20 protein-coding genes are annotated in these 21,612 nt (G+C 33.3%); 16 read left to right on the top strand and 4 right to left on the bottom strand.

Going from position 1 to position 21,612, the window contains the following annotated elements; genetic code table 11:
- Window positions 1-5: 5 nt before the first annotated feature.
- A complete protein-coding gene (locus AAEO59_RS02755) occupies window positions 6-1,652 on the bottom strand; it encodes an alpha-L-fucosidase (protein WP_188492538.1) in 1,647 nt (548 codons plus the stop codon).
- A gap of 241 nt (window positions 1,653-1,893) precedes the next feature.
- Between AAEO59_RS02755 and AAEO59_RS02750 the strand changes: the two genes are divergently transcribed.
- From AAEO59_RS02750 to AAEO59_RS02700, 11 genes are all read left to right on the top strand, one after another.
- Complete coding sequence (locus tag AAEO59_RS02750) at window positions 1,894-2,778, top strand: helix-turn-helix domain-containing protein (protein ID WP_341699221.1); 885 nt, start codon at window positions 1,894-1,896, stop codon at window positions 2,776-2,778.
- 410 nt (window positions 2,779-3,188) lie between these two features.
- Entirely contained in the window at window positions 3,189-3,887 is a 699-nt protein-coding gene (locus tag AAEO59_RS02745) for a sensor histidine kinase (RefSeq protein ID WP_341699220.1), read from the top strand.
- On the top strand, window positions 3,881-4,570 hold the full coding sequence (locus AAEO59_RS02740) for a LytR/AlgR family response regulator transcription factor (protein ID WP_341699219.1): 690 nt from the start codon (window positions 3,881-3,883) through the stop codon (window positions 4,568-4,570). Before AAEO59_RS02745 ends, AAEO59_RS02740 begins: the two co-directional genes overlap by 7 nt.
- 141 nt (window positions 4,571-4,711) lie before the next feature.
- Window positions 4,712-6,112: a DUF3500 domain-containing protein gene (locus tag AAEO59_RS02735; protein ID WP_341699218.1), complete on the top strand. Its 1,401-nt coding sequence runs from the start codon at window positions 4,712-4,714 to the stop codon at window positions 6,110-6,112.
- A gap of 169 nt (window positions 6,113-6,281) precedes the next feature.
- Window positions 6,282-7,487 carry a HupE/UreJ family protein gene (locus tag AAEO59_RS02730; RefSeq protein WP_341699217.1) on the top strand — a complete coding sequence of 402 codons (1,206 nt, stop codon included), beginning with the start codon at window positions 6,282-6,284 and terminating at the stop codon, window positions 7,485-7,487.
- A 70-nt stretch (window positions 7,488-7,557) separates the two neighbouring features.
- A complete protein-coding gene (locus AAEO59_RS02725; RefSeq protein ID WP_341699216.1) occupies window positions 7,558-8,316 on the top strand; it encodes a dioxygenase family protein in 759 nt (252 codons plus the stop codon).
- 17 nt (window positions 8,317-8,333) lie between these two features.
- Entirely contained in the window at window positions 8,334-9,017 is a 684-nt protein-coding gene (locus AAEO59_RS02720; RefSeq protein WP_341699215.1) for a pirin family protein, read from the top strand.
- The gene (locus tag AAEO59_RS02715; RefSeq protein ID WP_341699214.1) at window positions 9,014-9,517 is read left to right on the top strand and encodes a hypothetical protein; all 504 of its coding nucleotides are present in this window, start codon (window positions 9,014-9,016) and stop codon (window positions 9,515-9,517) included. The genes AAEO59_RS02720 and AAEO59_RS02715 overlap by 4 nt, the downstream gene beginning before the upstream one ends.
- Before the next feature lie 210 nt (window positions 9,518-9,727).
- Window positions 9,728-10,915, top strand: a complete 1,188-nt coding sequence (locus AAEO59_RS02710) for a phosphoglycerate kinase (RefSeq protein WP_341699213.1) — start codon at window positions 9,728-9,730, stop codon at window positions 10,913-10,915.
- Window positions 10,916-11,022: 107 nt separating this feature from the next.
- Window positions 11,023-13,029: a LysM peptidoglycan-binding domain-containing protein gene (locus AAEO59_RS02705; protein ID WP_341699212.1), complete on the top strand. Its 2,007-nt coding sequence runs from the start codon at window positions 11,023-11,025 to the stop codon at window positions 13,027-13,029.
- Window positions 13,030-13,233: 204 nt separating this feature from the next.
- Window positions 13,234-14,247 carry a DUF4837 family protein gene (locus AAEO59_RS02700; protein WP_341699211.1) on the top strand — a complete coding sequence of 338 codons (1,014 nt, stop codon included), beginning with the start codon at window positions 13,234-13,236 and terminating at the stop codon, window positions 14,245-14,247.
- 8 nt (window positions 14,248-14,255) lie between these two features.
- On the opposite strand, the gene AAEO59_RS02695 is transcribed toward AAEO59_RS02700, so the two are convergent.
- From AAEO59_RS02695 to rnpA, 3 genes are all read right to left on the bottom strand, one after another.
- Window positions 14,256-15,062, bottom strand: coding sequence for an OmpA family protein (locus tag AAEO59_RS02695; protein ID WP_341699210.1), 807 nt, complete (start codon window positions 15,060-15,062; stop codon window positions 14,256-14,258).
- Window positions 15,062-16,699: a S41 family peptidase gene (locus tag AAEO59_RS02690; RefSeq protein WP_341699209.1), complete on the bottom strand. Its 1,638-nt coding sequence runs from the start codon at window positions 16,697-16,699 to the stop codon at window positions 15,062-15,064. Before AAEO59_RS02690 ends, AAEO59_RS02695 begins: the two co-directional genes overlap by 1 nt.
- A gap of 72 nt (window positions 16,700-16,771) precedes the next feature.
- The gene (rnpA, locus tag AAEO59_RS02685; protein ID WP_341699208.1) at window positions 16,772-17,182 is read right to left on the bottom strand and encodes a ribonuclease P protein component; all 411 of its coding nucleotides are present in this window, start codon (window positions 17,180-17,182) and stop codon (window positions 16,772-16,774) included.
- A gap of 125 nt (window positions 17,183-17,307) precedes the next feature.
- On the opposite strand from rnpA, the gene AAEO59_RS02680 reads away from it, so the two are divergent.
- The 5 genes from AAEO59_RS02680 (at window position 17,308) to AAEO59_RS02660 (ending at window position 21,607) form a co-directional block, all read left to right on the top strand.
- Window positions 17,308-18,042 (top strand): lysophospholipid acyltransferase family protein, encoded by a 735-nt coding sequence (locus AAEO59_RS02680; protein ID WP_341699207.1) that lies wholly within the window; start codon window positions 17,308-17,310, stop codon window positions 18,040-18,042.
- Between the two features lie 11 nt (window positions 18,043-18,053).
- Window positions 18,054-19,040: an acyl-ACP desaturase gene (locus tag AAEO59_RS02675; RefSeq protein ID WP_341699206.1), complete on the top strand. Its 987-nt coding sequence runs from the start codon at window positions 18,054-18,056 to the stop codon at window positions 19,038-19,040.
- Window positions 19,041-19,134: 94 nt separating this feature from the next.
- Window positions 19,135-19,788 (top strand): HD domain-containing protein, encoded by a 654-nt coding sequence (locus tag AAEO59_RS02670; protein WP_341699205.1) that lies wholly within the window; start codon window positions 19,135-19,137, stop codon window positions 19,786-19,788.
- A gap of 156 nt (window positions 19,789-19,944) precedes the next feature.
- On the top strand, window positions 19,945-20,373 hold the full coding sequence (locus AAEO59_RS02665; protein ID WP_341699204.1) for a hypothetical protein: 429 nt from the start codon (window positions 19,945-19,947) through the stop codon (window positions 20,371-20,373).
- Window positions 20,374-20,524: 151 nt separating this feature from the next.
- Complete coding sequence (locus AAEO59_RS02660; RefSeq protein WP_341699203.1) at window positions 20,525-21,607, top strand: efflux RND transporter periplasmic adaptor subunit; 1,083 nt, start codon at window positions 20,525-20,527, stop codon at window positions 21,605-21,607.
- Window positions 21,608-21,612: the final 5 nt, after the last annotated feature.

The following is a 21,612-nucleotide window of genomic DNA, read 5'->3' as shown; positions in this document are numbered from 1 at the left end:
TTTAATTATGAAACAATCTCCAAAGCATTAGCATAAGAAGCCTCCGGTTTTTGACTTGGGAAATACACCTCAAGACCCTGTTCAGTTTGTTTAAACTTCAATTTTTCTCCTGTACTCACTAATTTTATCCGTCTGATTTTTTCAATATGATGTGGATTAGATTTCCCTAAACTTTTTATAGCAGCCACGCCATTCTCCGGCCAGGCCATTACGGTAGCATACAGTTTTTTGTCTTTTTGAGCAAAACGAATATCTTCGGCTGTATAAGGTTTTCCTTTTCCTTCGTTGAAACCCTGAGCGGTTAAAGCTCCGGCACTTGCCTGCTGCGGACCTTCACCAAATATTTTCCAGGGACGCGTACCATAAATGCTTTTGCTGTTCAGTTTCATCCAAACACCAATTTCTTTTACAATTTCGCGTTCCAATTCATCAATGCTACCATCTCCGCGAACTGGAATATTCAACATCAGATTTCCGTTTTTACTCACGACATCAATTAGTGTATGAATGACAGTTTTGGCTGATTTATAACGTTTGTCGTTATACAGCCTTCTGTCGTAATGCCAGTTTCCAATGCAGGTATCCGTTTGCCAAGGCAAAGGTTCGATATTGTTACTTTGTCCTTTTTCAATATCCCAAACCATCGTTTTACGTTGTTGTTCGGTTAGAATTTTACCCGTAATAACTGCCTGAACCGTTTTATTTTTTTGCAGACTTTTATTATACATATGAGCTGCTATACGTAAACCGGCATCACTCACAGGCCATAATGGAAATGCGGTATCATCAAAGTAAATCATATCTGGATTGTATTTCTCAATCAGATCTATTGTTCTGTCGTGGAATTTTTCACAATAGTCTTTGGTTGGCACAGAAGCTCCATCTCCCCAGTCCCATTGACTATGAACAGATGAATTTCCGGATGGTTTCGCACTTAATTCATGATTTTGCGCATACAAATCCTGAGGGTCTAAACCTTCCCACCAAGTTCCTTTTCCATCTGCTTTAGTTAGCTTTCCATCATAAGGCACTCCAGCCAAAGGACCGTTTTTATCCGCTCCTTGAGCAGTATCAAACCAATTCCAGGCATGAGCCGCATGTACACTCACCGCAAAAGGCAATCCTGCTTTACGAGCAGCTTTTTCCCATCCGGCAATGATATCTTTTTTAGGACCTACTTTAGTCGAATTCCATTGTGGTTGGTATTTGCTATCGTACAAATCTAAATTATCGTGGTGATTTGCCATTGCCATAAAATATTTGGCTCCGGAATCTTTATATAAATTCACCAACTCCTCCGGATTCCATTGATCGGCTTTCCAAACATTGATTACATCTTTGAATCCAAATTTTGATGGATGTCCATACTTTTCCAAATGGTATTTATACTGCCTTGAACCTTCTTCATACATCCCTCTTCCGTACCAGTCTCCTGCTTCAGGTTCACACTGAGGTCCCCAATGTGCCCACATCCCGAATTTTGCATCACGAAACCAATCCGGAACCTGATATTTTTCGAGTGAATCCCATGTTGGTTCAAATGGTCCTTTGAAAGCTGGGGTATTTAAAATTTTCGAATAACCTAACATTGGCGACAAATAGAGTCCAGCTAATGCTGATATCCCTAATTTCAAAGCGTTTCTTCTTTCCATTTTTTACAATTTAGAATCTATTTATATATTTCCGATTTTTAATTTTTTATAAAAACCTTAATAAAGCAACAAAACAAACTAACAAGTATTTTTAAACTACGTATTTTATCTATATTTTTGATTATTAGTTTTTTTTAGACATTTATTTTTAAACAAATGTAAATCTACATGAAGACATAAATTTTATTCAAAAACGATTTTTTATTATACAAAAACGATTTTTCCATCATTTTATATCATTATGCCTAAAAATGTTTTCAAACATTCTTTTTCTTTATTACACATTGATTATGTGAAACTTAATCATAAATGGAATTTCAACAACGTAATTAGCCCCTACTACCGATTATATTATATTGATGAAGGATTAGGAACTATATCGACTAATTCAGAAAAAATAATTTTAGAGCCTGGTTACTTATATCTTATCCCAAGTTTTACAATTTGCAATTTAAATTGCGAAGAATATCTAAGCCAATATTTTATTCAGTTTTTCGAAGAATCCCCAGATGGAATTTCACTATTTAACCAAAATAGAAATGTAATAAAATTAGCCGCAAATGAAACTGATATTATTCTAATCCAAAAAATGCTTCACGCTAATCCCGGAAGAGGAATTAACCGATCAGACAATCCGAAAGAATACGAAAAAGAGGCTTTTTACAAAGAGTACCGTTCGCTTAATGACACTATGAAAACGCACCTGAAATTTGAAAATCAAGGAATCCTGCTTTTACTAATTTCCAGATTTTTGAACGATAAAAATTTCAAACAAAATGCTCCGCAAAGCACACCTTCAAAAATTCTGGACAGCATGAGCTACATTCAGCTTCATTTAGACAAAAACCTGACGGTTGCCGAATTAGCCCAAAGAGTGAATCAAAATCAGGATTATTTTTCAAAACAATTTCAACTTCACACCGGACAACGTCCTTTAAACTACATTCATGAAAAAAAAATAGAACGGGCGCAATATCTTATTGCCACAACCACTAAAAGTCTTCTAGAAATTGCACTGGATACCGGTTTTTCAAATTTGCCTCACTTTTCAAAAATTTTCAAACAAATAGTAAGCCTTACTCCGGGAGAATATCGCAACAAAAACGACTTTTACCTCAATAATTAGAATCCTTTAAATAAGAAACTTACATTTGATAAGTAAACATCATTTTCATGAAAAAAAACATTACTTCTTATTTATTAATTTTTTTCGTGTGCGTAGCATTCTTGCTTTTGCCGTATATGTTTACATCCACGGGAAATGTATTAAAACTGCCTAATTTAGTCAGTAATCCACACGACCGAATTTACTTCCTTATTTATTCGTTGTTGTTAATTTTCTTTCTTTTTAATTACTATTATCTAATTCCCAGCATATATTTTTCAAAAAGGCAGCTATTATATTTCGGAATACTAAGTTTGTTTTTACTCTTTTTCCTTTGGGTTTCCACTCATTTTGATCATCCTGATCGCAATTTTTTGGATTTTAACAAACACCCCAAGTTTCATTTAAAAAGACTCCCTCCTCCTCCCAACATGATAAAACATTTTAACGGAGGACCACCCACACAATATAGCCACACGGTTTTAGTTTATCTAATTGGGGTGATTTCCAGTTTGTTATTTGCCATCAACAATCGATTGAGAAATGTCGAAAAAGAAAAAATACAATCGGAATTGTCTTTCCTAAAAGCGCAAATCAATCCACATTTTTTATTCAATACACTCAATAGCATTTATGCTCTAGCCATTAAAAAAGACGACAAAACTGCCGATGCCGTGGTTCAATTATCAGAATTAATGCGATACATTATTACCAATGCTAATGATGATGTTATAGCACTAGATAAAGAACTTAACTATATTGATAACTTTATTCAACTGCAAAAAACAAGATTAGGAAATACGGTAAAAATAAAATACGAACTCGATGGCATTGTATATGGCAAATGCATTACACCTCTGATTTTGATTTCATTTATTGAAAACGCATTCAAACATGGAGTTAATCCAAATCAGGATTCAGAAATCAATATTAATATTACGATTTTAGAAGATTTTTTAACTTTATTTGTATCTAACAACAAAGTAGATTCTGTTCAATCGCAAAGTGGTATTGGATTACAAAACACCATCGATAGATTAAACCATTTGTACCCTAAAAATCATGAATTATTAATAGATGATTCTCAAAATAAATATACGGTTACTTTAAAAATTAATATAGGATGTTAAAAGCAATTGCACTTGACGATGAACCACTTGCACTGGAAGTATTACAAAGTTTTTGTAATCAAACAGAAGATATTGCTTTAGAAAAAACCTTTACCAAATCAGAGGATGCTTTTAAACATTTGAAAAAATTTCCGGTTGACTTATTATTTTTAGACATTAATATGCCGTCGATTTCAGGCATTGATTTTTACAAAAAACTACCTCACAAAACCATGGTTATATTCACCACCGCTTATTCAGAATATGCTGTTGAGGGTTTTAATGTAAGCGCTACCGATTATATTTTGAAACCATTTACATTTATTCGCTTCAAACAAGCAGTTGAAAAAGCAGTTAATCAATACAGATTACAAAACCAAAATCCGGAACAACTCTATCTATTTATTCGCGCCGATTACAGCCTGCAAAAAATCCTTTTTTCAGATATCTTATTTATCGAAGGATTAGACGACTACTTAAAAATTCATATTCAAAACCAAAAAACCGTGGTTGCCCGCATGACTTTGAAAGCTATTTTGGAAAAATTACCTTCTCCGGAATTTACAAGAGTCCATCGCTCCTTTATAGTTCCGATTTCAAAAATTAACAAAGTCCGAAACAAAATCATTTATATAAATGATGAAGAAATTCCAGTAAGTGCCAGTTATGAAACGGCATTTTTTGCCTTGCTTAATAAAAAGTAAAACCGCTTTTTATAATTACATCAACATTATTTTTATTGATTTTCACTCTTTTACCTCAGTTTTAAATCCAAACACCTCAATCTTTTTTTCAAAATTTAGAATTAAAATACTTTTATATCATAACGTATAAAAGTTAACTCAATGAAAAAAATAAATCTATTTCTAAAAGTAACAACTGCATTGATGTTTATAATTATCATGGCTTGTGGCGGTAACGATGATGACTCATCAAGTTCAAGTTCTGCATCTGTCAGTACTTTATTGAGTGGTTCTGTTAAATTTTCTTCAACTGCAACTACTAGTGTTGCATATTATGGAACAGCTACTTTACCCTACACAGGAGGTAATGGGGCTAGTTACTCAGTCGGTTCGACAATAGCATCTACGGGTGTAACAGGTTTAACTGCTGTTTTAACAGCCGGAACATTAGAAGATGGATCCGGCACTCTTACATACACTATTTCAGGAACACCTACTTCCTCCGGAACAGCAGTTTTCAGTATTACTTTTGGCGGAAAAACTACAACCATCAGCTTAACGGTAAATTCTATCGCTACTGCAAGTTGTGATACTTTATCTGGAAGTGAAAAAGTGGTTTGCCTGGCCAATTCATTTTTAGCGACACTATCAACCTCGCAACAAAGCTCAGTAATACTTACTTTAAATTTAACTAATGCTAAAAGATGGTCAAATTTACCTTGCGCTTTGAGTTGCAGAAATGGTTTACTATTTAGCAGTCTTAGCAGCACTCAACTAGCAGCTGCAAAAGCGCTGGCTCAGGCAGCTTTTGGAACAACTACTGGAGAAGGCTATGATGAATTTAATCAAGTAATGAGCGCTGATAATTATTTAGGACTGACTTCCTCAGGATATTCTTCGGGAAACTATGTTATCGCTTTTTTAGGAACGCCTAGTACAACAGGAAAATGGATGTTACAATTTGGCGGACATCATTATGCCCAAAATATTACTTATGATGGCGGTGCTGTAACAAGTATCACACCATTGCATGAAGCCGTAGAACCTAAAGGATCTTTTACTTACAATAGCACAACATATTCAGGCCCATTAGAATCAGAACATATCGCTATGCAGGAAATGTTGGGATCTTTTACATCAACTGAATTAGCTTCTGCAAAAATTTCAAGTACTTTTTCTGATTGTTTAATGGTTCCTGGTTCAACAACAAATACTTTTCCAAGTATCAAACAAGGTATTAAAGTGAGCAACCTAAGCACAACAGCTCAAGCCAAAGTATTAGCTGCTATTTCAAAATGGGTAAATGATGTTGAAGCTACAGCTGCAGCCAGTATGTTAGCAATTTATGAAAATGAATTGGCTAATTCGTATGTTTGTTACGCTAGCAATACAAGTGCAACTGCAGGAACTGCAAGCTCTTTCTTAACTGCTAATACTGATTATGTTCGAATTGACGGACCTAGTGTTTGGATTGAATTTGCCTGTCAAAATGGTGTTGTTCTTTCCGGAATTCACTATCATACAGTAATGAGAGATCACACAAGAGATTACATTGGACTGTAAATAAAAAAACATGATTATAAAAGATTTTTTCAAAAACAGCTCCCTTAAAAAAAGGGTGCTGCTTTTTTGGATAATAATATTATCAATAATGTTATTACCAAATAAAATCAGCGCACATCAATCCCCCAACACTCTCGTTTTTCTGGATGTAAGTCCAAAGAGTGTAGCTATGGAAATTCAATTACCGATAACTGAACTAGAATTAGCATTTGGAAATTCTATTTCCCAAAATCCTAAGAGATTTATCGAAAAATTTGACCCTAAATTAAAAGAATATCTACTAGCGCATATTCATGCTTACCACACCAAATCAAAACCTTGGTTAGTAGCAATTGAATCCCTGGAAGTAGATGAAGGCAAATATATAGAGACCAAACTCCCTTACTGGGAAATTGTGGCTCATGTAAAATTAAAACCTAACGAATCCGAAAGCACCCGAAATTTCACACTGGACTATGATGTAATTTTACACCAGGTAATAAACCACATTGCCTTAGTATCTATTCGAAATGATTGGGAAGCCGGAATAATTGAGAAAGAACAAAATGAGACTACAGTAATCAGTTGGAATCTTAAAGACAATGTGATTAATCCATTACAAATCAATTTAGATAATGGAAGCTGGTGGATGGGTTTTAAAAGTATGGTAAAATTAGGCATAAAACACATTGAAGAAGGAACTGATCATTTACTATTCTTAATCGTACTATTATTGCCCGCAACCTTAACCGTAAAAGGAAAAAGATGGGGGCATTTTTACGGTACCAAACACAGCTTATTGCGCTTACTAAAAATAGTCACAGCTTTTACCATTGGACATTCGATAACACTATTAATAGGCACATTGAAGTTAATTTATATTCCTGCTCATGCCGTTGAAATATTAATAGCTTTTTCAATATTAGTTTCAGCAATACATGCAATTTATCCACTTTTTCCAAATAAAGAAAGTTATATCGCAGCTGGTTTTGGACTTATTCATGGATTAGCATTTGCGGGCATTCTTTCAAACTTAAATTTAGATAATCGTTCGATGCTGATAAGTATTTTGGGATTTAATATTGGTATAGAATTAATGCAACTTTTCATTGTAATCATTATTATTCCTTGGATAATAATCTTAAGTCAAACACACTCTTACAAATTCATCCGTCCTGTCTTAGCCATTTTAGCTGCAATTGCTGCTGTGGCCTGGATAATCGAACGTATCTCTGGAAAAGCCAATTCAATGACAGTTGCATTACTAAAACTACCAAATTATTTTGTTTGGATAATAGCAACATTGATACTGGTCTCACTAACCGTTTATAGAATTAAATTAAAAAAAAACATCCATTCAATTATGAGTTGTTTACCGCAAAAATCCAAACGCTAACCTCATTATTTTTTTAAAAAAAAAGAATTAAAATACTTTTATTTCCATAAACCTATAAATTGTATTTTGTATGGAAAGAATAGATTTTTTAAAAGGATTAGGATTAGTAGGATTAGGATCTTTGGCTGTGCCAATATTAAGCTCATGTAATAGTGATGATGACTCTTCTACTGACTCCAGCGCAACCGATACAACCGAAGCAACGGATACAGGTAGTTCTTCAGGCTCTTCAAGTTGTACAGTAACAGCAACTGAAACCGCTGGACCATTTCCAACTAAAACCCCTTCGTCATTAGTAAAATCAGATATTACCAGCGATCGAACTGGAGTGCCATTGACCATCAACATCACCATCAAAAATAAAAACGCAAGCTGCGCAGCCCTAGAAGGAGCAATCGTAGACATTTGGCATTGTGATAAAGACGGCTATTATTCAGAATATGGAGGGACTGGCATGCAATCGGCTGATTTTACTTCGGTACATTTTTTAAGAGGAAGACAAACTACTAACGCTAATGGATTAGTAAGTTTTACTTCCATTTTTCCGGGTTGGTACAGCGGAAGAGCTACTCACATTCACGTACACATTTACAATTCTTCAGGAACTTCTTTATTGGTTACTCAAATAGCTTTTCCTGAAGGTTCCGGAAGCGCCGTTGTATTGGTTAATGCTTCAACTGCTAATGGATATACTAAAGGTATGAGTGGTTATACCTATAACGCTAACGACAATGTTTTCTCAGATGGAGTAAGCACAGAAATGTCAACAGTTACAGGAAGTGTTGCTGCAGGATTTGCATTAACTCACACTATAAACGTTGCTGGTTAATTTAAAAACATCGAAGCATGATAAAGCAAAATTCAGCTCAAATTTATCTTGCAGCATCAAGAGGAAAACAGCAAACTGAAGCTTACAATTGTTGGTCAACTTTTAATTTTGACAACTATCAGGAAGAATCCCGAAAAGCCTTCGGGTCCTTATTTCTATTCAATCATTATATTTTAGCACCAAAACAAAGCCTATCAATTGTAGCTCAGAAAAACAGCTTACATTATATTTTACCCCTTTTTGGTGGTATTGAATTTAAAGATCAAAAGCAAAATAACAATCTGCTTGTAACCGAGCAATTCCAGCAAGTTGTTTGTCAAGAAGAAACTAACTTTGAAATTTCAAATCCTTTTGATAAAAATGTAAGCTTTCTGCAAATGGCTTTTGTTACAAAAACTGATGCATATACAACTGCCTTTTTAGGATTTAATTTTAAAGAAAAAAACAAACTTATTCCGTTGTTCGAAAACAATACAGCCTCCGCTTTTATTGCACAATTTGACGGCAGAAATGAAGCTCATTACCAATTAAAAAACAAAGAAAATGGCATTTTCACCTTTATAATCATTGGTGCATTTGAATTTGAAAACAGACTTCTTGAAGTTGGTGATGCCTTAAGCTTAAAAGAAATCGAAGCAGTAGAATGGGAGGCTTTATCAGAAAATGCTATGCTATTAATTATTGAAACATCTTTAGCATGAATTATAAATCCAAAATACAATTGGCTTATCGCTTAGTAATTGACAAAGATTCCACTTTCCTTTGGGACAAATATGTTTTTGAAGATACATTTCAGGAATATTTGCTGCAACATCAAGAATTCAATTCCAAAGAAAATCCATCAAAAACCTTTAGAGAATTACTGGCTGAAAACGAAAAAGCAACACAATTGCATTACCTGACGGGTATTGCAGCAGCAAATTATGTGCAACAACTCAAAGGCAATTTTTATCGCGTGACCGATGTACTTGGCAATAATTATTTCCCATTTATAAACTACCGCTTAGACATCATCAATACCGACATCACGGATATCAACAAACACAAAATAGGCATTACATTTTATTCACCAATGTTAAGCTATTTAGGAATGGTTGACAATCATTTTTTACTTTCCAAAAATACTGACGACAACAATGAATTTGAAACTTTTATGATTCCTACTCAACCTAATCTTTCCGTGAGTTATCTCAAAGAATAAAAACTCCTATTTTGGAAGCAAATTAACAAACAACCAAAATTTAACTTTTTACATACAATTTTTTAAAATAAGAAAAATTACATCAAATAATTGACCTTTTACATCGTTTTCGTTGCAAAAAATGGATTTTTTTGAAACTTTGAAATTTAATACTACTAGAAAATTTCTATATTTGTTTCACTTTCAAAAAAACAATCTAAAATTAAACTAATGAAGACTTTAAACGATTTTGATTTTAAAAATAAAAAAGCAATTATCCGCGTTGACTTTAACGTGCCTTTGGACGAAAATTTCAATGTAACTGACGTTACTCGTATCGAGGCTGCAAAACCTACTATTTCTAAAATCCTTGCTGACGGTGGAAGTGTAATTTTAATGTCACACTTAGGTCGTCCAAAAGGAGCTGAAGATAAATATTCATTAAAACACATTTTAAACACAGCAAGCGAAATTCTTGGTGTAGCTGTAAAATTTGCTACAAACTGTGTGGGTGAAGTAGCACAACAAGCTGCAGCAGAATTAAAAGCCGGTGAAGTTTTATTATTGGAAAATTTACGTTTTCACGCTGAAGAAGAAGCAGGGGATGTTGCTTTCGCAAAAGAATTAGCTTCATTAGGAGATATCTATGTAAATGATGCTTTTGGAACTGCTCACAGAGCTCATGCTTCAACTACAATTATCGCTCAATTTTTCCCAGAGCACAAATGTTTTGGTTCTTTATTGGCTAAAGAAATCGAAAGTATCAACAAAGTATTAAAAGACAGCGAAAAACCGGTAACAGCAATCCTTGGAGGTTCTAAAGTATCTTCTAAAATTACAGTTATCGAAAACATCCTTGACAAAGTAGACCACATGATTATTGGTGGAGGAATGACTTTTACATTCATCAAAGCACAAGGTGGAAAAATTGGTAATTCTATTTGCGAAGATGACAAACAAGAATTAGCTCTTGAAATTTTAAGATTAGCTAAAGAAAAAGGAGTAGAAGTTCACATTCCTGTTGATGTAGTTGCAGGAGACGATTTCTCTAATAACGCTAACACACAAGTAGTTGACGTAACCAACATTCCTGACGGATGGGAAGGTATGGATGCAGGTCCAAAATCATTGGAAGCTTTCGAAAAAGTAATTATGGATTCAAAAACAATCTTGTGGAATGGTCCTTTAGGAGTGTTTGAAATGGAAACTTTTGCTAAAGGAACTATCGCTTTAGGAAACTATATCGCTGCTGCTACGGCCAATGGAACTTTCTCACTTGTAGGTGGTGGAGATTCAGTTGCTGCAGTAAAACAATTCGGTTTTGAAGATAAAATGAGTTATGTTTCAACTGGTGGTGGTGCGATGTTAGAAATGCTTGAAGGAAGAACTTTACCTGGAATCGCAGCTATCTTAGACTAAAAAATAACAATTTTAACACTTTTTATTGATTTTTTTAGTTTTAACCTCTTAAGTTTGCAAAAACGATTTTGTAACCGTTTAAAATTAAGGACGTTGACAATAAAAATATGAGTATAAAAAAAATCACTATATCATTTTTTCTACTATTAACAATTCCCATGTTTTCGCAAGAAATCGCTGAAAGCAAGGGAATTGCTGTTTTAGAAACCAAGCTTTCTTATCTCGATTCTATAAAGCGCAGTTTTGTTAATGACGATATGGCTAGTTGTGTGGACAGTTTGTGGACAAAAGAACTTACAGACATAAACATCTACAATGATCTTACTAAGGATATTGAAAACATAAACACTGATGAGAAAGTTGATTATGAATTACCAACAGCCTTACTAAAATCAAGACTTGAGGCTATGAATGCTAAATCGCCATTTAACATTCAGTACAATCAGGGATTAGAAAACATCATCAAATCGTTCTTAAAAAACAGAAAAAAATCATTTGAACGCCTGATGTCTATTTCAGACTATTATTTCCCAATGTTTGAAGAAGTTTTTTCTAAACAAAATATACCTTTAGAAATCAAATATTTAGCTATTGTAGAATCGGCCCTAAATCCAAAAGCCGTTTCCAGAGTAGGCGCTACAGGATTATGGCAGTTTATGTACCAAACCGGAAAGCAATACAATCTAAAAATTGATTCATACATTGACGAACGAAGCGATCCCTTGAAAGCGACTAATGCTGCAGCTCAATACATGTCCAATATGTTTGCCATTTTTGGAGACTGGGAATTAGTTCTAGCGTCTTACAATTCAGGACCTGGAAATGTTGCAAAAGCGATTAGACGTTCTGGCGGACAACAAAATTTTTGGAGTATTAAGCAAAATTTACCTCGAGAAACTCAAGGTTATGTTCCGGCTTTCTTAGCAACTATGTACCTGTACGAATACCATAAAGAACACGGTATCAAACCTAACAAAGCTATCGTACAACATTTTGCAACGGATACGGTAATGATTAAAAAACAAATGTCTTTCAAACAAATTTCTGATTTATTAGATGTTCCTGTTTCTCAATTACAATTACTTAATCCTTCTTATAAACTCAATGTAATTCCACAATACCAGGATCAAAATCATTATCTAAGATTACCAAAAGACAAGATAGGTTTATTTGTTTCTAATGAAGACAAAATCTACGCTTACATTCAACATGAAGCCGAATTAAAAAACAACAATCCGTTTTTCAAGAGCACCACTGCTACAGCTATTGCTGCAACAACTGAAAAACCTTCTTTCCCTATTGGAAGTACAACCCAATATTACAAAGTAAAACGAGGTGATAATTTAAGTTTCATTGCCAACAAATATAATGTTGACATCAACGACTTGAAAAAATGGAATAAGCTGAGCGGAAATTCAGTTGGTTACGGAAAAGTACTAACCATAATTTCGTCGGCAAAAGAAAGCAATTCCGCAATAGCTTCAGTAGAAACTAAAATCAACAAGACTGAAAAAACAAGAAAAGAAGTTAAAGCAGACAGTCTAATTGCCAGTAACAAAAATTCCAGTTACATTGTTCAAAAAGGGGATAATTTAAATCGTATTGCTGAAGAAAACAACGTAACGGTAGCTCAAATTAAAGAGTGGAATAAACTTTCAGGCAACACTATTCAAGCTGGGATGAACTTACAACTTTCTAATAAAGAAACTGAAAAAAACGAAATCGCTTCTGTTAATCCGGCTGTGGAGCTAAAAAACATTGAATATACAGTTCAAAAAGGAGATAATCTTGGAAATATTTCTAAGAAATTTGGAACTCCTATAGCTGATATAAAAGAATGGAATCATTTAACAGATAACAATATCGCTTTTGGTAAAACCTTAATTGTAGCCAAAGACGAAATTGCTATTACTACTTCAAAAGCTACGGCTGCTTCTTTCAAGAAAAGCAAACTAGAAAGCGCTGATTTACAACGCGACTATTTAGTTAAAAAAGGAGATTCTTTATTTAGCATTGCAAAAAAATCTGGTGTAACTGTATCTGACATTAAAAAATGGAACGATATCAAAAATGAAGATATCAAACCTGGAATGAAATTAAAAATTGGAGGTTAAATCCTAATTCAAATACACAAAAGAGGCTTTATTTAGTTATTAAATAAAGCCTCTTTATTTTATAAATCCATTTAAATAACTTTTTATTACCTATTTAAAAAAATTGGAACGATATTAGCAGTATAAATTAGTAAGAAACCAGAACCAATATATTTAACAATAATTCGTCATTAAAAACTGAATTACCGTTTCAACCAATGCAAAATGAATAAATTCCATTTTATATTGCTTTTCTTTTCCATCTTTTTTATTTCCTGTAAACAGGAAAATATAAACCCACAGAAAACTAATGGAAAAATAAACAACATTTCCGTAATCATAGATGATTTATTGTGGAATGGTGAAATTGGCGACAGTATCCGAAATAAATTTGCTTCTCCTGTAATTGGATTACCGCAAGAGGAACCTCTTTTCACCATTAATCAGTTTCCGGTAAAACTGATGGAGGGTTTTTTGACTGAAAGTCGCAATATAATAATCATAAAAAAAGAGAATAAAGAAGACTACAAAGTTCTTAAGAACAAATATGCTTCTCCTCAAAACATCTTTCAAATTTCAGGAAAAACAGCCGATGATATCTTGTGTTTAATTCAACAGAACGCACCTGAAATCATTAAAACAATTCATCAAACTGAAATTGAGGAATACCAACGAATTAATAGAAAATCACTTTTAGAACCAAAATATTTTAAAGACAAATTCAACATCAAACTTGAAATGCCTTCAACTTATCAGTTAATGCTGCAAAAAAAACATTTTGTATGGTTTAAAAAAGAAATTATTAGTGGCAACACAAGTGTTTTAATTTACGAAGTTCCACTGAGCCAAATAGAAAACAAATCCAATAAAATTGCTCATATCATTCAAATGAGAGATTCCATTGGAAAACTATACATTCATGGTAAAGAAGAAAAAACAGATATGATTACTGAGGAAGCCTATTCGCCTTATTTTTCAAATATAGTCTTAAACCATAAAAGAACTTATGAAACCAAAGGAACCTGGGTTTTAAAAAATGACTTCATGTCAGGACCATTTATTAACTACGCAGTTGTAGATAAAGAGAACAACCGCATATTAGTTTTAGAAGGCTTTTGTTATGCTCCATCAAAAGAAAAAAGAGATTTGATGTTAGAGACCGAAGCCATCATAAAATCTCTGGAAATCAACAAAAAACCACTTGTAAAACAAAAATCAAAGATTATGGCACTTCTTTAAGATCATAATTAATTCTTAGTGATTAAAAATTCGACCCTTCTATCGTAATCATCGCCTTTACCCAAAGGAAATTGATTCCCTAAACCTTTAAAAGACATCCTCAAACTATTTACGTTTTTTGAAATCAGGTATTTGAAAACATTTCTAGCCCGATTCAAGGAAAGCTTTCTTTCTTTAGTCGCTCTGTCTATAGCGTCCTTATAAAAATTAGGGGTACAACACACATGACCGCGAATTTCAAACTCAATATTTTTATTTTTTTGGAGAATTCCGGCAATCCTGTTCAATTCTATTTTCGAAGATTCAGTTAATTGACTACTTCCCAATTCAAAAAAAATATTTTCTAGAAAAATTCTATCCCCTACCTCATGATGATCCTGAAAAGAATTATACATCCCTTTTCCAAAACTATTTCGCTTAACAATCAACAAATCAACTCGCCTGTTTTTTGACCGAATATCTTCAAGACTTGTACCTGAATGCGCATCAATAAGTACACGTCCCTTGCCTTCTACTATAACAATTCTACTTTTATTAAATCCGTTAGCTATCAATATTTCACGAACTGCATTGACACGGTTTTGGGATAATTTCAAATTATAATCGTTATTACCTCTATCATCACAATAACCATAAATTTGAATGGACTCTAACTTAGTTGTATCTATTTCCCGAACAAAATCGACAATGTTTTGTTCCTGAATGGGATCTATAGCATATTTGTCAAATTCAAAATATACCGTCCCAATTTTTTTTTCCTGTGCATAGGAAACCATCAAAATAAAAAAAGACAATAAAACAATTAGTTTAGACATTAGCTCTTTAAAATATTCTTATAATTAGCCGAATCGTTTAAAATTTTAACTGCTTTTTTAATTTCAGAATTGCTTTTCATATAATACCCATAAAAACCCTCCTGATATTGGTAACGCTTAATAATCTCTTCTAAAATCAAATTGACGATCTCCTCCTGATTGTTATCTAACAAAGATTCTTCACTTTTCTCAACTACTGCCAACAATTGGTTGTACTCATTAACAATTGATTTATCAATCGCTTCTTTTTTAGCAATTTCCAGCGTATTTTTTAAAGAAGCTTCTGTTTCTGTATTAAAAGAAATTTTCTGAATTTTTAAAAACTGTTTGAAATCCTGAAAATCAGCATTAGTAAAATTAGGAATCTGATTACCCAGATTAGGATGTTTGTAATAATAAGCAGTTGCATAATTAAAAATGGCATCATTTTTAAGCAATGCATTGGCTATCACACTGGTTTTAGATTCAGCCATCTGCACATCTGGCAAAATTCCACCTCCATCATATACCGTTCTTCCTTTTCTGGTTTTAAAAGAATTATAATTAGCTTCTTTTGTTCGGGTAGCTAAACCATCTTTGTCTTTATGTGCATAATCTAATGCCTGAATACATCTTCCTGAAGGTGTAAAATACCTTGAAATTGTAACCTTCAATTGGGTATTGTAAGTCAGATCTATTGGTTTTTGAACCAAACCTTTACCAAAACTTCTAGTGCCCACAATTACAGCTCGATCTAAATCCTGCAAAGCACCTGATACAATTTCTGAAGCCGAAGCACTTTTATCATTTACAATAATCACTAATGGAATATCTAAATCCACCACATCAAAAGCTGTTTTATAGGTATTATTATGTTTTTCATTAATGGATTTTGTGGTAACAATCACCTCATTTTTTGGAACAAATAAATTACAAATATTGATAGCCTCGTTCAAAAGTCCGCCGGGATTATCCCTCAAATCCAAAACAATTTGCTGCGCTCCCTGCTTTTTTAATTCTAACAAAGCTTCTTTAGTTTCGTTAGAAGCCTTTTTATTAAAACGACTCAGGACAATATAACCGGTTTTATCATCAATTTTAGCGTAATAAGGCACCGATTTTATTTCAACTTCGTCCAATGAAATTTGAGTCGTATTCATTTTACCCTGACGGAGGTATTTGATGTCAATTTTAGTGTTTTTAGCACCTTTTAAAAGCTGAGAAGCATCTTCTTTAAAATCAGTCAAAACCACATCTCCTATTTGAATAATTTCATCTCCGGCTTTAAAACCCGCTTTATCAGCAGGGAAATCTTTATAAACTTCGCGTAAAATGAGTTTGCCAGATCTTTGGGTAATCAACGCCCCAATTCCGGTATATTCACCGGTATTGTTGATTTTAAATCTCAACACATCCTGCTCATTAAAATAAACCGTGTATGGATCTAAACTGGCCAGCATACCTTTGATGGCAGCATTCATCAATTCTCCGGGATTAGTTTGATCAACATAATTCGTATTCAATTCTTTAAAAAGCGTCGTGAAAATTTCCAGTTGTTTGGCAATTTCAAAGAAATCATCTTTAAAACTAACCCCGACATATAAAAATGCAGAAGCGACAACAGGAATTAAATATCTTTCTTGAAAAAAACGAATCATAATTAAGGGAATGTATTATTAATTACTAAAGTAAAAATAAATTATCAATAATAAAATTTAGAAAAAAACCTATTATTTCCCAGAATTACCTTCAGTTTCTGAAGACTCTTTTTTAATATTCTGGTTTACAAATTTCTCAAACAACTGAATGGTTTTAGTATTAATTTCTTCGTAAGACAAACGCTCTTTGGTTTGATAAAAAAACATAAAAGCATATGGTTTATCTAAATTATCTAATAAAATGTGTTTGTTCAATCGATAGGTTTCTCTGAGAATTCTTTTAAAACGATTTCTGTCAACGGCTTTCTTGAAGTATTTTTTTGAAACCGAAACACCCATTTTTATTTTTTCATTTTCATTCAAAGAACCGGAATGATAGACCAAACGCAAAGGATATTTTGAAACTGATTTCCCTTCGGAGAACAACAATCCAATACTTATTTTACTTTTTAGTTTTTCGTTTTTTGGATAGTTAAAGCTCATTTTTTTTGGTAAAATTCAATTTTTTATGAATCACAAAGGTACAATTTAAGCCCAAACCTATTATTATTTACGAATTAAATAGTGCTAAAAAATTATTTACTACTTTTGCAGCTAATTTTTTTGAAATGCAAAAACTTATTTCCTATCCTATATCGGTAATTTATTATTTGTGTTTTGGACTTACATTAGTTGTTTTTCATCCTATCCAATGGTTTTGTCTAAACGTATTTGGATATGAAGCACATAAAAAAAGTGTCGATTATTTGAACTTTTTTTTGCTAAAATGCACTAACTTAGTAGGAACGACCTATACATTTGAAAACAGAGAAAGCATTCCTGAAGGAGTTCCATTAATATTTGTAGCCAATCATCAAAGTATGTATGATATTATTGCGATGATTTGGTATTTGCGTAAATTTCATTGTAAATTTGTAAGTAAGAAAGAGTTAGGCAAAGGAATCCCAAGTGTTTCCTATAATTTGAGACACGGAGGTGCCGCTTTGATTGACAGAAAAGACCCTAAACAGGCCATACCTGAAATAAAAAGACTCGCGGAATATATTGAAACCAATAAACGTTCGGCAGTAATTTTCCCAGAAGGAACCCGAAGCAAAACCGGCAAACCCAAAGAATTTGCCCAAACAGGCGTAAAAATATTGTGCAAGAGTGCACCATCAGCATATGTTGTCCCAGTAAGTATTAACAATTCATGGAAAATGGTAAAATTTGGTTTTTTCCCCGTAGGTTTAGGAAATCATCTTACCTTTGTTGTCCATAAACCTTTAAAGGTGAGCGACTATAATTTCCCCGAATTAATGGAGAAAACGGAAAGTGCAATAGTAAAAGAAATACAATTTTAATAATATATAAAATGTCTATAAAAAACATTCGTTTAGAAGTTATGCAGTTTTTGGAAAAAAACGTGACTGGCTACATGGACCAATATTTGATTCCAGTGGAACAAATATGGCAGCCATCTGATTTTTTACCAAATTCTGAAGGAGATAATTTCTTAGAAGAAGTAAAAGAACTACGTGAAATATCTAAGGATTTACCTTATGATTTTTGGGTAGCCATGGTGGGAGACATGATTACGGAAGAAGCTCTTCCTACTTATGAAAACTGGTTAATGGAAGTAGAAGGCGTAGATAATGAAGGAAGAAATGGCTGGTCAGCATGGGTACGTCAATGGACTGGTGAAGAAAACCGTCACGGCGATTTATTGAATAAATACTTATACTTATCCGGTCGTGTAAACATGCGTGAAATCGAGATGACCACACAACATCTTATCAATGACGGATTCGACATTGGTACCGGAAGAGATCCTTACAAAAACTTTGTGTACACTAGTTTTCAGGAATTAGCAACCTATGTTTCTCACAACAGAGTTTCGCAATTAGCTAAAAAATACGGGGATAAGAAATTATCCAAAATGTGTAAAATGATTGCCGGAGACGAAATGCGTCACCACCATGCTTACAGTCATTTTGTTAGCGAAATTTTCAAGGTAGACCCTAGTGAAATGATGTTGGCTTTCCAATACATGATGAAAGCTAAAATTGTAATGCCGGCCCATTTCTTGAGAGAATCAGGGCAAAAAATCAGCTCGGCGTTTGAATTATTTTCAGATTCTGCACAACGAATTGGTGTTTATACAGCCCAAGATTATGTGGAAATCATGCAGAAACTAATCGATAAATGGGAAATTGAAAAAATTTCAGGTCTTACTGACGAAGCTGAAAAAGCCCGTGATTACCTGATGAAATTACCTGCGAGAATGGCTAAAATTTCAGAAAGATTAGTTATCCCAAAAGAATCTCATATCTTCAAATGGGTTGAACCAGCTAGATTGTAGATTTCAGATTTTTAAAAGTATCAATTACAAATAATAATAAGCTGATTTTTGAAGTTAGACCTTTGAAAATCAGCTTTTTTTATCCCTTTTCACTATGAGTCATAACGAATTAATAAGCAATACCATCTATTTTGTAAAACAACAATTAGAAAATGCCGAAGGCGGACATGATTGGTTTCATATTGAAAGAGTGTATAAAAATGCTTTATTAATTGCCAGAGAAGAAAGCTGTAACTTGCAAATAGTCCAACTTGGAGCTTTACTTCACGATATTGCCGACAGTAAATTTCATAATGGTGATGAAACTATTGGACCAAAAATAGCCAGAGCATTTTTGGAAACACAAGATATTCAGGAACAAGATATCGTTCATATCATCAATATCATCGAAAACATTTCTTTTAAAGGCGGAAATTTTGAAAAAAAATTTAATTCTAAAGAATTAGAGATTATCCAGGATGCGGATCGATTAGACGCCATTGGAGCCATTGGAATTGCCAGAACATTCAATTATGGCGGTTTTAAAAACAGAACACTTTACGACCCGAAAATTGCTCCAAAATTAGACATGAGTACCGAGGAATACAAACGCAGTCAGGCGCCAACTATCAATCATTTCTACGAAAAGCTATTATTACTGAAAGATAAAATGAACACTCCTACAGCAAAAAACATTGCAAATCAAAGGCATCAATTCATGGAAAACTTTCTTTCGCAATTTTATGCTGAATGGGAAGGTGAAAAATAACCAAAGAATCTTTCTTTGTATTTTAACACAAACACCAAATATATTACAACAAAAACTGCATTTTAACGGATTTTTTAATGTTTTTATCATAATTAACAAATATTTATTAACTAATACTTGCCAGAATAACTTTGTAAAATTAGATTTGCATGACAAATGAAGAAGGCAATACAACATATCACCCTTTTATGTATGCTGCTGTTATTAAGCAACGGTTCTTTGTTTGCCCATACGCTAACAAAAATATCATTGTTAGAAATACCATTAAAAACATTCTCACAAGAAACGGTTAATCATTCTGATTTAGAAATTATTTTCAAGAATCAAAGCTCTTTATCAGACGCAGTATTTGAAACTTACCAAAAAAAAGAAATCCTTAGCTCAGACAACGAAGAAGAAGATTCTGAAACTATGGCTTCAAAAAAGTCGGTAGAAAAACATTCCTACCAGCTTCTTTCATTCAAACAACAAGCTATAGCTGTTTTTGTATCCTATTCTAAAAAAACTCAGGCTTTTTTCAAAGAGCTTTCTTACCTACCTTCTTGTAATTCACTTTACATTATATTCGAGGTCTTTCGCATTTGATTTTAACTTTTTAAACAAACAAATAGCATTTAGTTGCTACATCCCTATTTCTTGTCTTTTTTGATTAGACAAGTTAAATATGGCAATTAGGTCGTTGTTTTTTACTCCGATTTAAAATTCATTCCATTGTTTTAAAAAGTTAAAGAATATCATGAAAAAAAATGCAATTTTCATTGGTCTTATGGCCGCAATATGCACTATTGGCTGCAACTCACATAAAGAAGAAAAGAAAGAAGAAGCTACTTTCAATGTTACAAATCCTGTAGCAATGGATACTTCAATTGTTAAAGAATATGTTTGCCAAATCCACTCTATTCAACATATTGAAGTGAGAGCATTAGAAAAAGGATACCTTCAAAAAATCTACATTGATGAAGGTCAAAAAGTTAAAAAAGGACAAGCATTATTCGGGATTATGCCAAATGTTTATCAGGCAGAATTACAAAAAGCAAAAGCTGAAGGAAATGCGGCTTCGATAGAATACAAAAACACTAAACTTCTTGCCGATAATAAAGTGGTTTCTCAAAACGAATTAGCACTTTCTAAAGCAAAACTAGACAAAGCTAATGCTGAAATCAATTTGGCAGCAACTCATCTTGGCTTTACCAATATCAAAGCCTCTTTTGATGGTATTGTAGACCATCTTGTTTCCAGAGAAGGTAGTATGTTGGAAGAAGGTGAACTGTTAACTTCACTATCTAACAACAGTAAAATGTGGGTCTACTTCAATGTTCCTGAAGCTGAATATTTGAATTACATAATGAGTGCCAATAAAGACAAAAAGCAAAAAGTAAATTTGCGAATGGCAAACGACATGATATTCAACCAAACAGGTATAGTAGAAACTATCGAAGGGGAATTCAATAATGAAACAGGAAATATCGCTTTTAGAGCGACTTTCCCTAACCCTCAAGGCATTTTAAGACATGGAGAAACAGGAACCATCCTGATGACTATTCCTTTGAAAAACGTACTTATTATTCCTCAAAAAACAACTTTTGAAGTCTTAGACAAGCGCTATGTTTTTGTAATCGACAAAAACGGTTACGTAAGACAAAGAGAAATTACTATTGGAGCCACACTGGAAAACCTTTTTGTTGTGAAAAAAGGATTAGACGTAAACGACCATATTTTACTAGACGGATTACGATTAGTAAAAAACAATGAGAAAGTGAAATTTAATGTTCAAAACCCTAAAAAAGTATTGAATACACTTGATGTTTACGCCGAGTAAATAAC

Source organism: Flavobacterium flavipallidum, assembly GCF_038289905.1.
Taxonomy (GTDB): domain Bacteria; phylum Bacteroidota; class Bacteroidia; order Flavobacteriales; family Flavobacteriaceae; genus Flavobacterium; species Flavobacterium flavipallidum.
The sequence above is the reverse complement of the archived record's forward strand: the minus strand, read 5'-3'. Positions and strand labels throughout refer to the sequence as shown.

What these genes read in the sequence shown, in the direction of transcription:
- AAEO59_RS02745 (WP_341699220.1), top strand. Translation starts at nt 3,189, where the DNA reads ATGATAAAACATTTTAACGGAGGACCACCCACACAATATAGCCACACG.
- AAEO59_RS02730 (WP_341699217.1), top strand. Translation starts at nt 6,282, where the DNA reads ATGGAAATTCAATTACCGATAACTGAACTAGAATTAGCATTTGGAAAT.
- AAEO59_RS02755 (WP_188492538.1), bottom strand. Translation starts at nt 1,652, where the DNA reads ATGGAAAGAAGAAACGCTTTGAAATTAGGGATATCAGCATTAGCTGGA.
- AAEO59_RS02690 (WP_341699209.1), bottom strand. Translation starts at nt 16,699, where the DNA reads ATGATTCGTTTTTTTCAAGAAAGATATTTAATTCCTGTTGTCGCTTCT.
- AAEO59_RS02725 (WP_341699216.1), top strand. Translation starts at nt 7,558, where the DNA reads ATGGAAAGAATAGATTTTTTAAAAGGATTAGGATTAGTAGGATTAGGA.
- AAEO59_RS02715 (WP_341699214.1), top strand. Translation starts at nt 9,014, where the DNA reads ATGAATTATAAATCCAAAATACAATTGGCTTATCGCTTAGTAATTGAC.
- AAEO59_RS02660 (WP_341699203.1), top strand. Translation starts at nt 20,525, where the DNA reads ATGAAAAAAAATGCAATTTTCATTGGTCTTATGGCCGCAATATGCACT.
- rnpA (WP_341699208.1), bottom strand. Translation starts at nt 17,182, where the DNA reads ATGAGCTTTAACTATCCAAAAAACGAAAAACTAAAAAGTAAAATAAGT.
- AAEO59_RS02705 (WP_341699212.1), top strand. Translation starts at nt 11,023, where the DNA reads ATGAGTATAAAAAAAATCACTATATCATTTTTTCTACTATTAACAATT.
- AAEO59_RS02675 (WP_341699206.1), top strand. Translation starts at nt 18,054, where the DNA reads ATGTCTATAAAAAACATTCGTTTAGAAGTTATGCAGTTTTTGGAAAAA.
- AAEO59_RS02670 (WP_341699205.1), top strand. Translation starts at nt 19,135, where the DNA reads ATGAGTCATAACGAATTAATAAGCAATACCATCTATTTTGTAAAACAA.
- AAEO59_RS02665 (WP_341699204.1), top strand. Translation starts at nt 19,945, where the DNA reads ATGAAGAAGGCAATACAACATATCACCCTTTTATGTATGCTGCTGTTA.
- AAEO59_RS02710 (WP_341699213.1), top strand. Translation starts at nt 9,728, where the DNA reads ATGAAGACTTTAAACGATTTTGATTTTAAAAATAAAAAAGCAATTATC.
- AAEO59_RS02695 (WP_341699210.1), bottom strand. Translation starts at nt 15,062, where the DNA reads ATGTCTAAACTAATTGTTTTATTGTCTTTTTTTATTTTGATGGTTTCC.
- AAEO59_RS02740 (WP_341699219.1), top strand. Translation starts at nt 3,881, where the DNA reads ATGTTAAAAGCAATTGCACTTGACGATGAACCACTTGCACTGGAAGTA.
- AAEO59_RS02720 (WP_341699215.1), top strand. Translation starts at nt 8,334, where the DNA reads ATGATAAAGCAAAATTCAGCTCAAATTTATCTTGCAGCATCAAGAGGA.
- AAEO59_RS02680 (WP_341699207.1), top strand. Translation starts at nt 17,308, where the DNA reads ATGCAAAAACTTATTTCCTATCCTATATCGGTAATTTATTATTTGTGT.
- AAEO59_RS02735 (WP_341699218.1), top strand. Translation starts at nt 4,712, where the DNA reads ATGAAAAAAATAAATCTATTTCTAAAAGTAACAACTGCATTGATGTTT.
- AAEO59_RS02750 (WP_341699221.1), top strand. Translation starts at nt 1,894, where the DNA reads ATGCCTAAAAATGTTTTCAAACATTCTTTTTCTTTATTACACATTGAT.
- AAEO59_RS02700 (WP_341699211.1), top strand. Translation starts at nt 13,234, where the DNA reads ATGAATAAATTCCATTTTATATTGCTTTTCTTTTCCATCTTTTTTATT.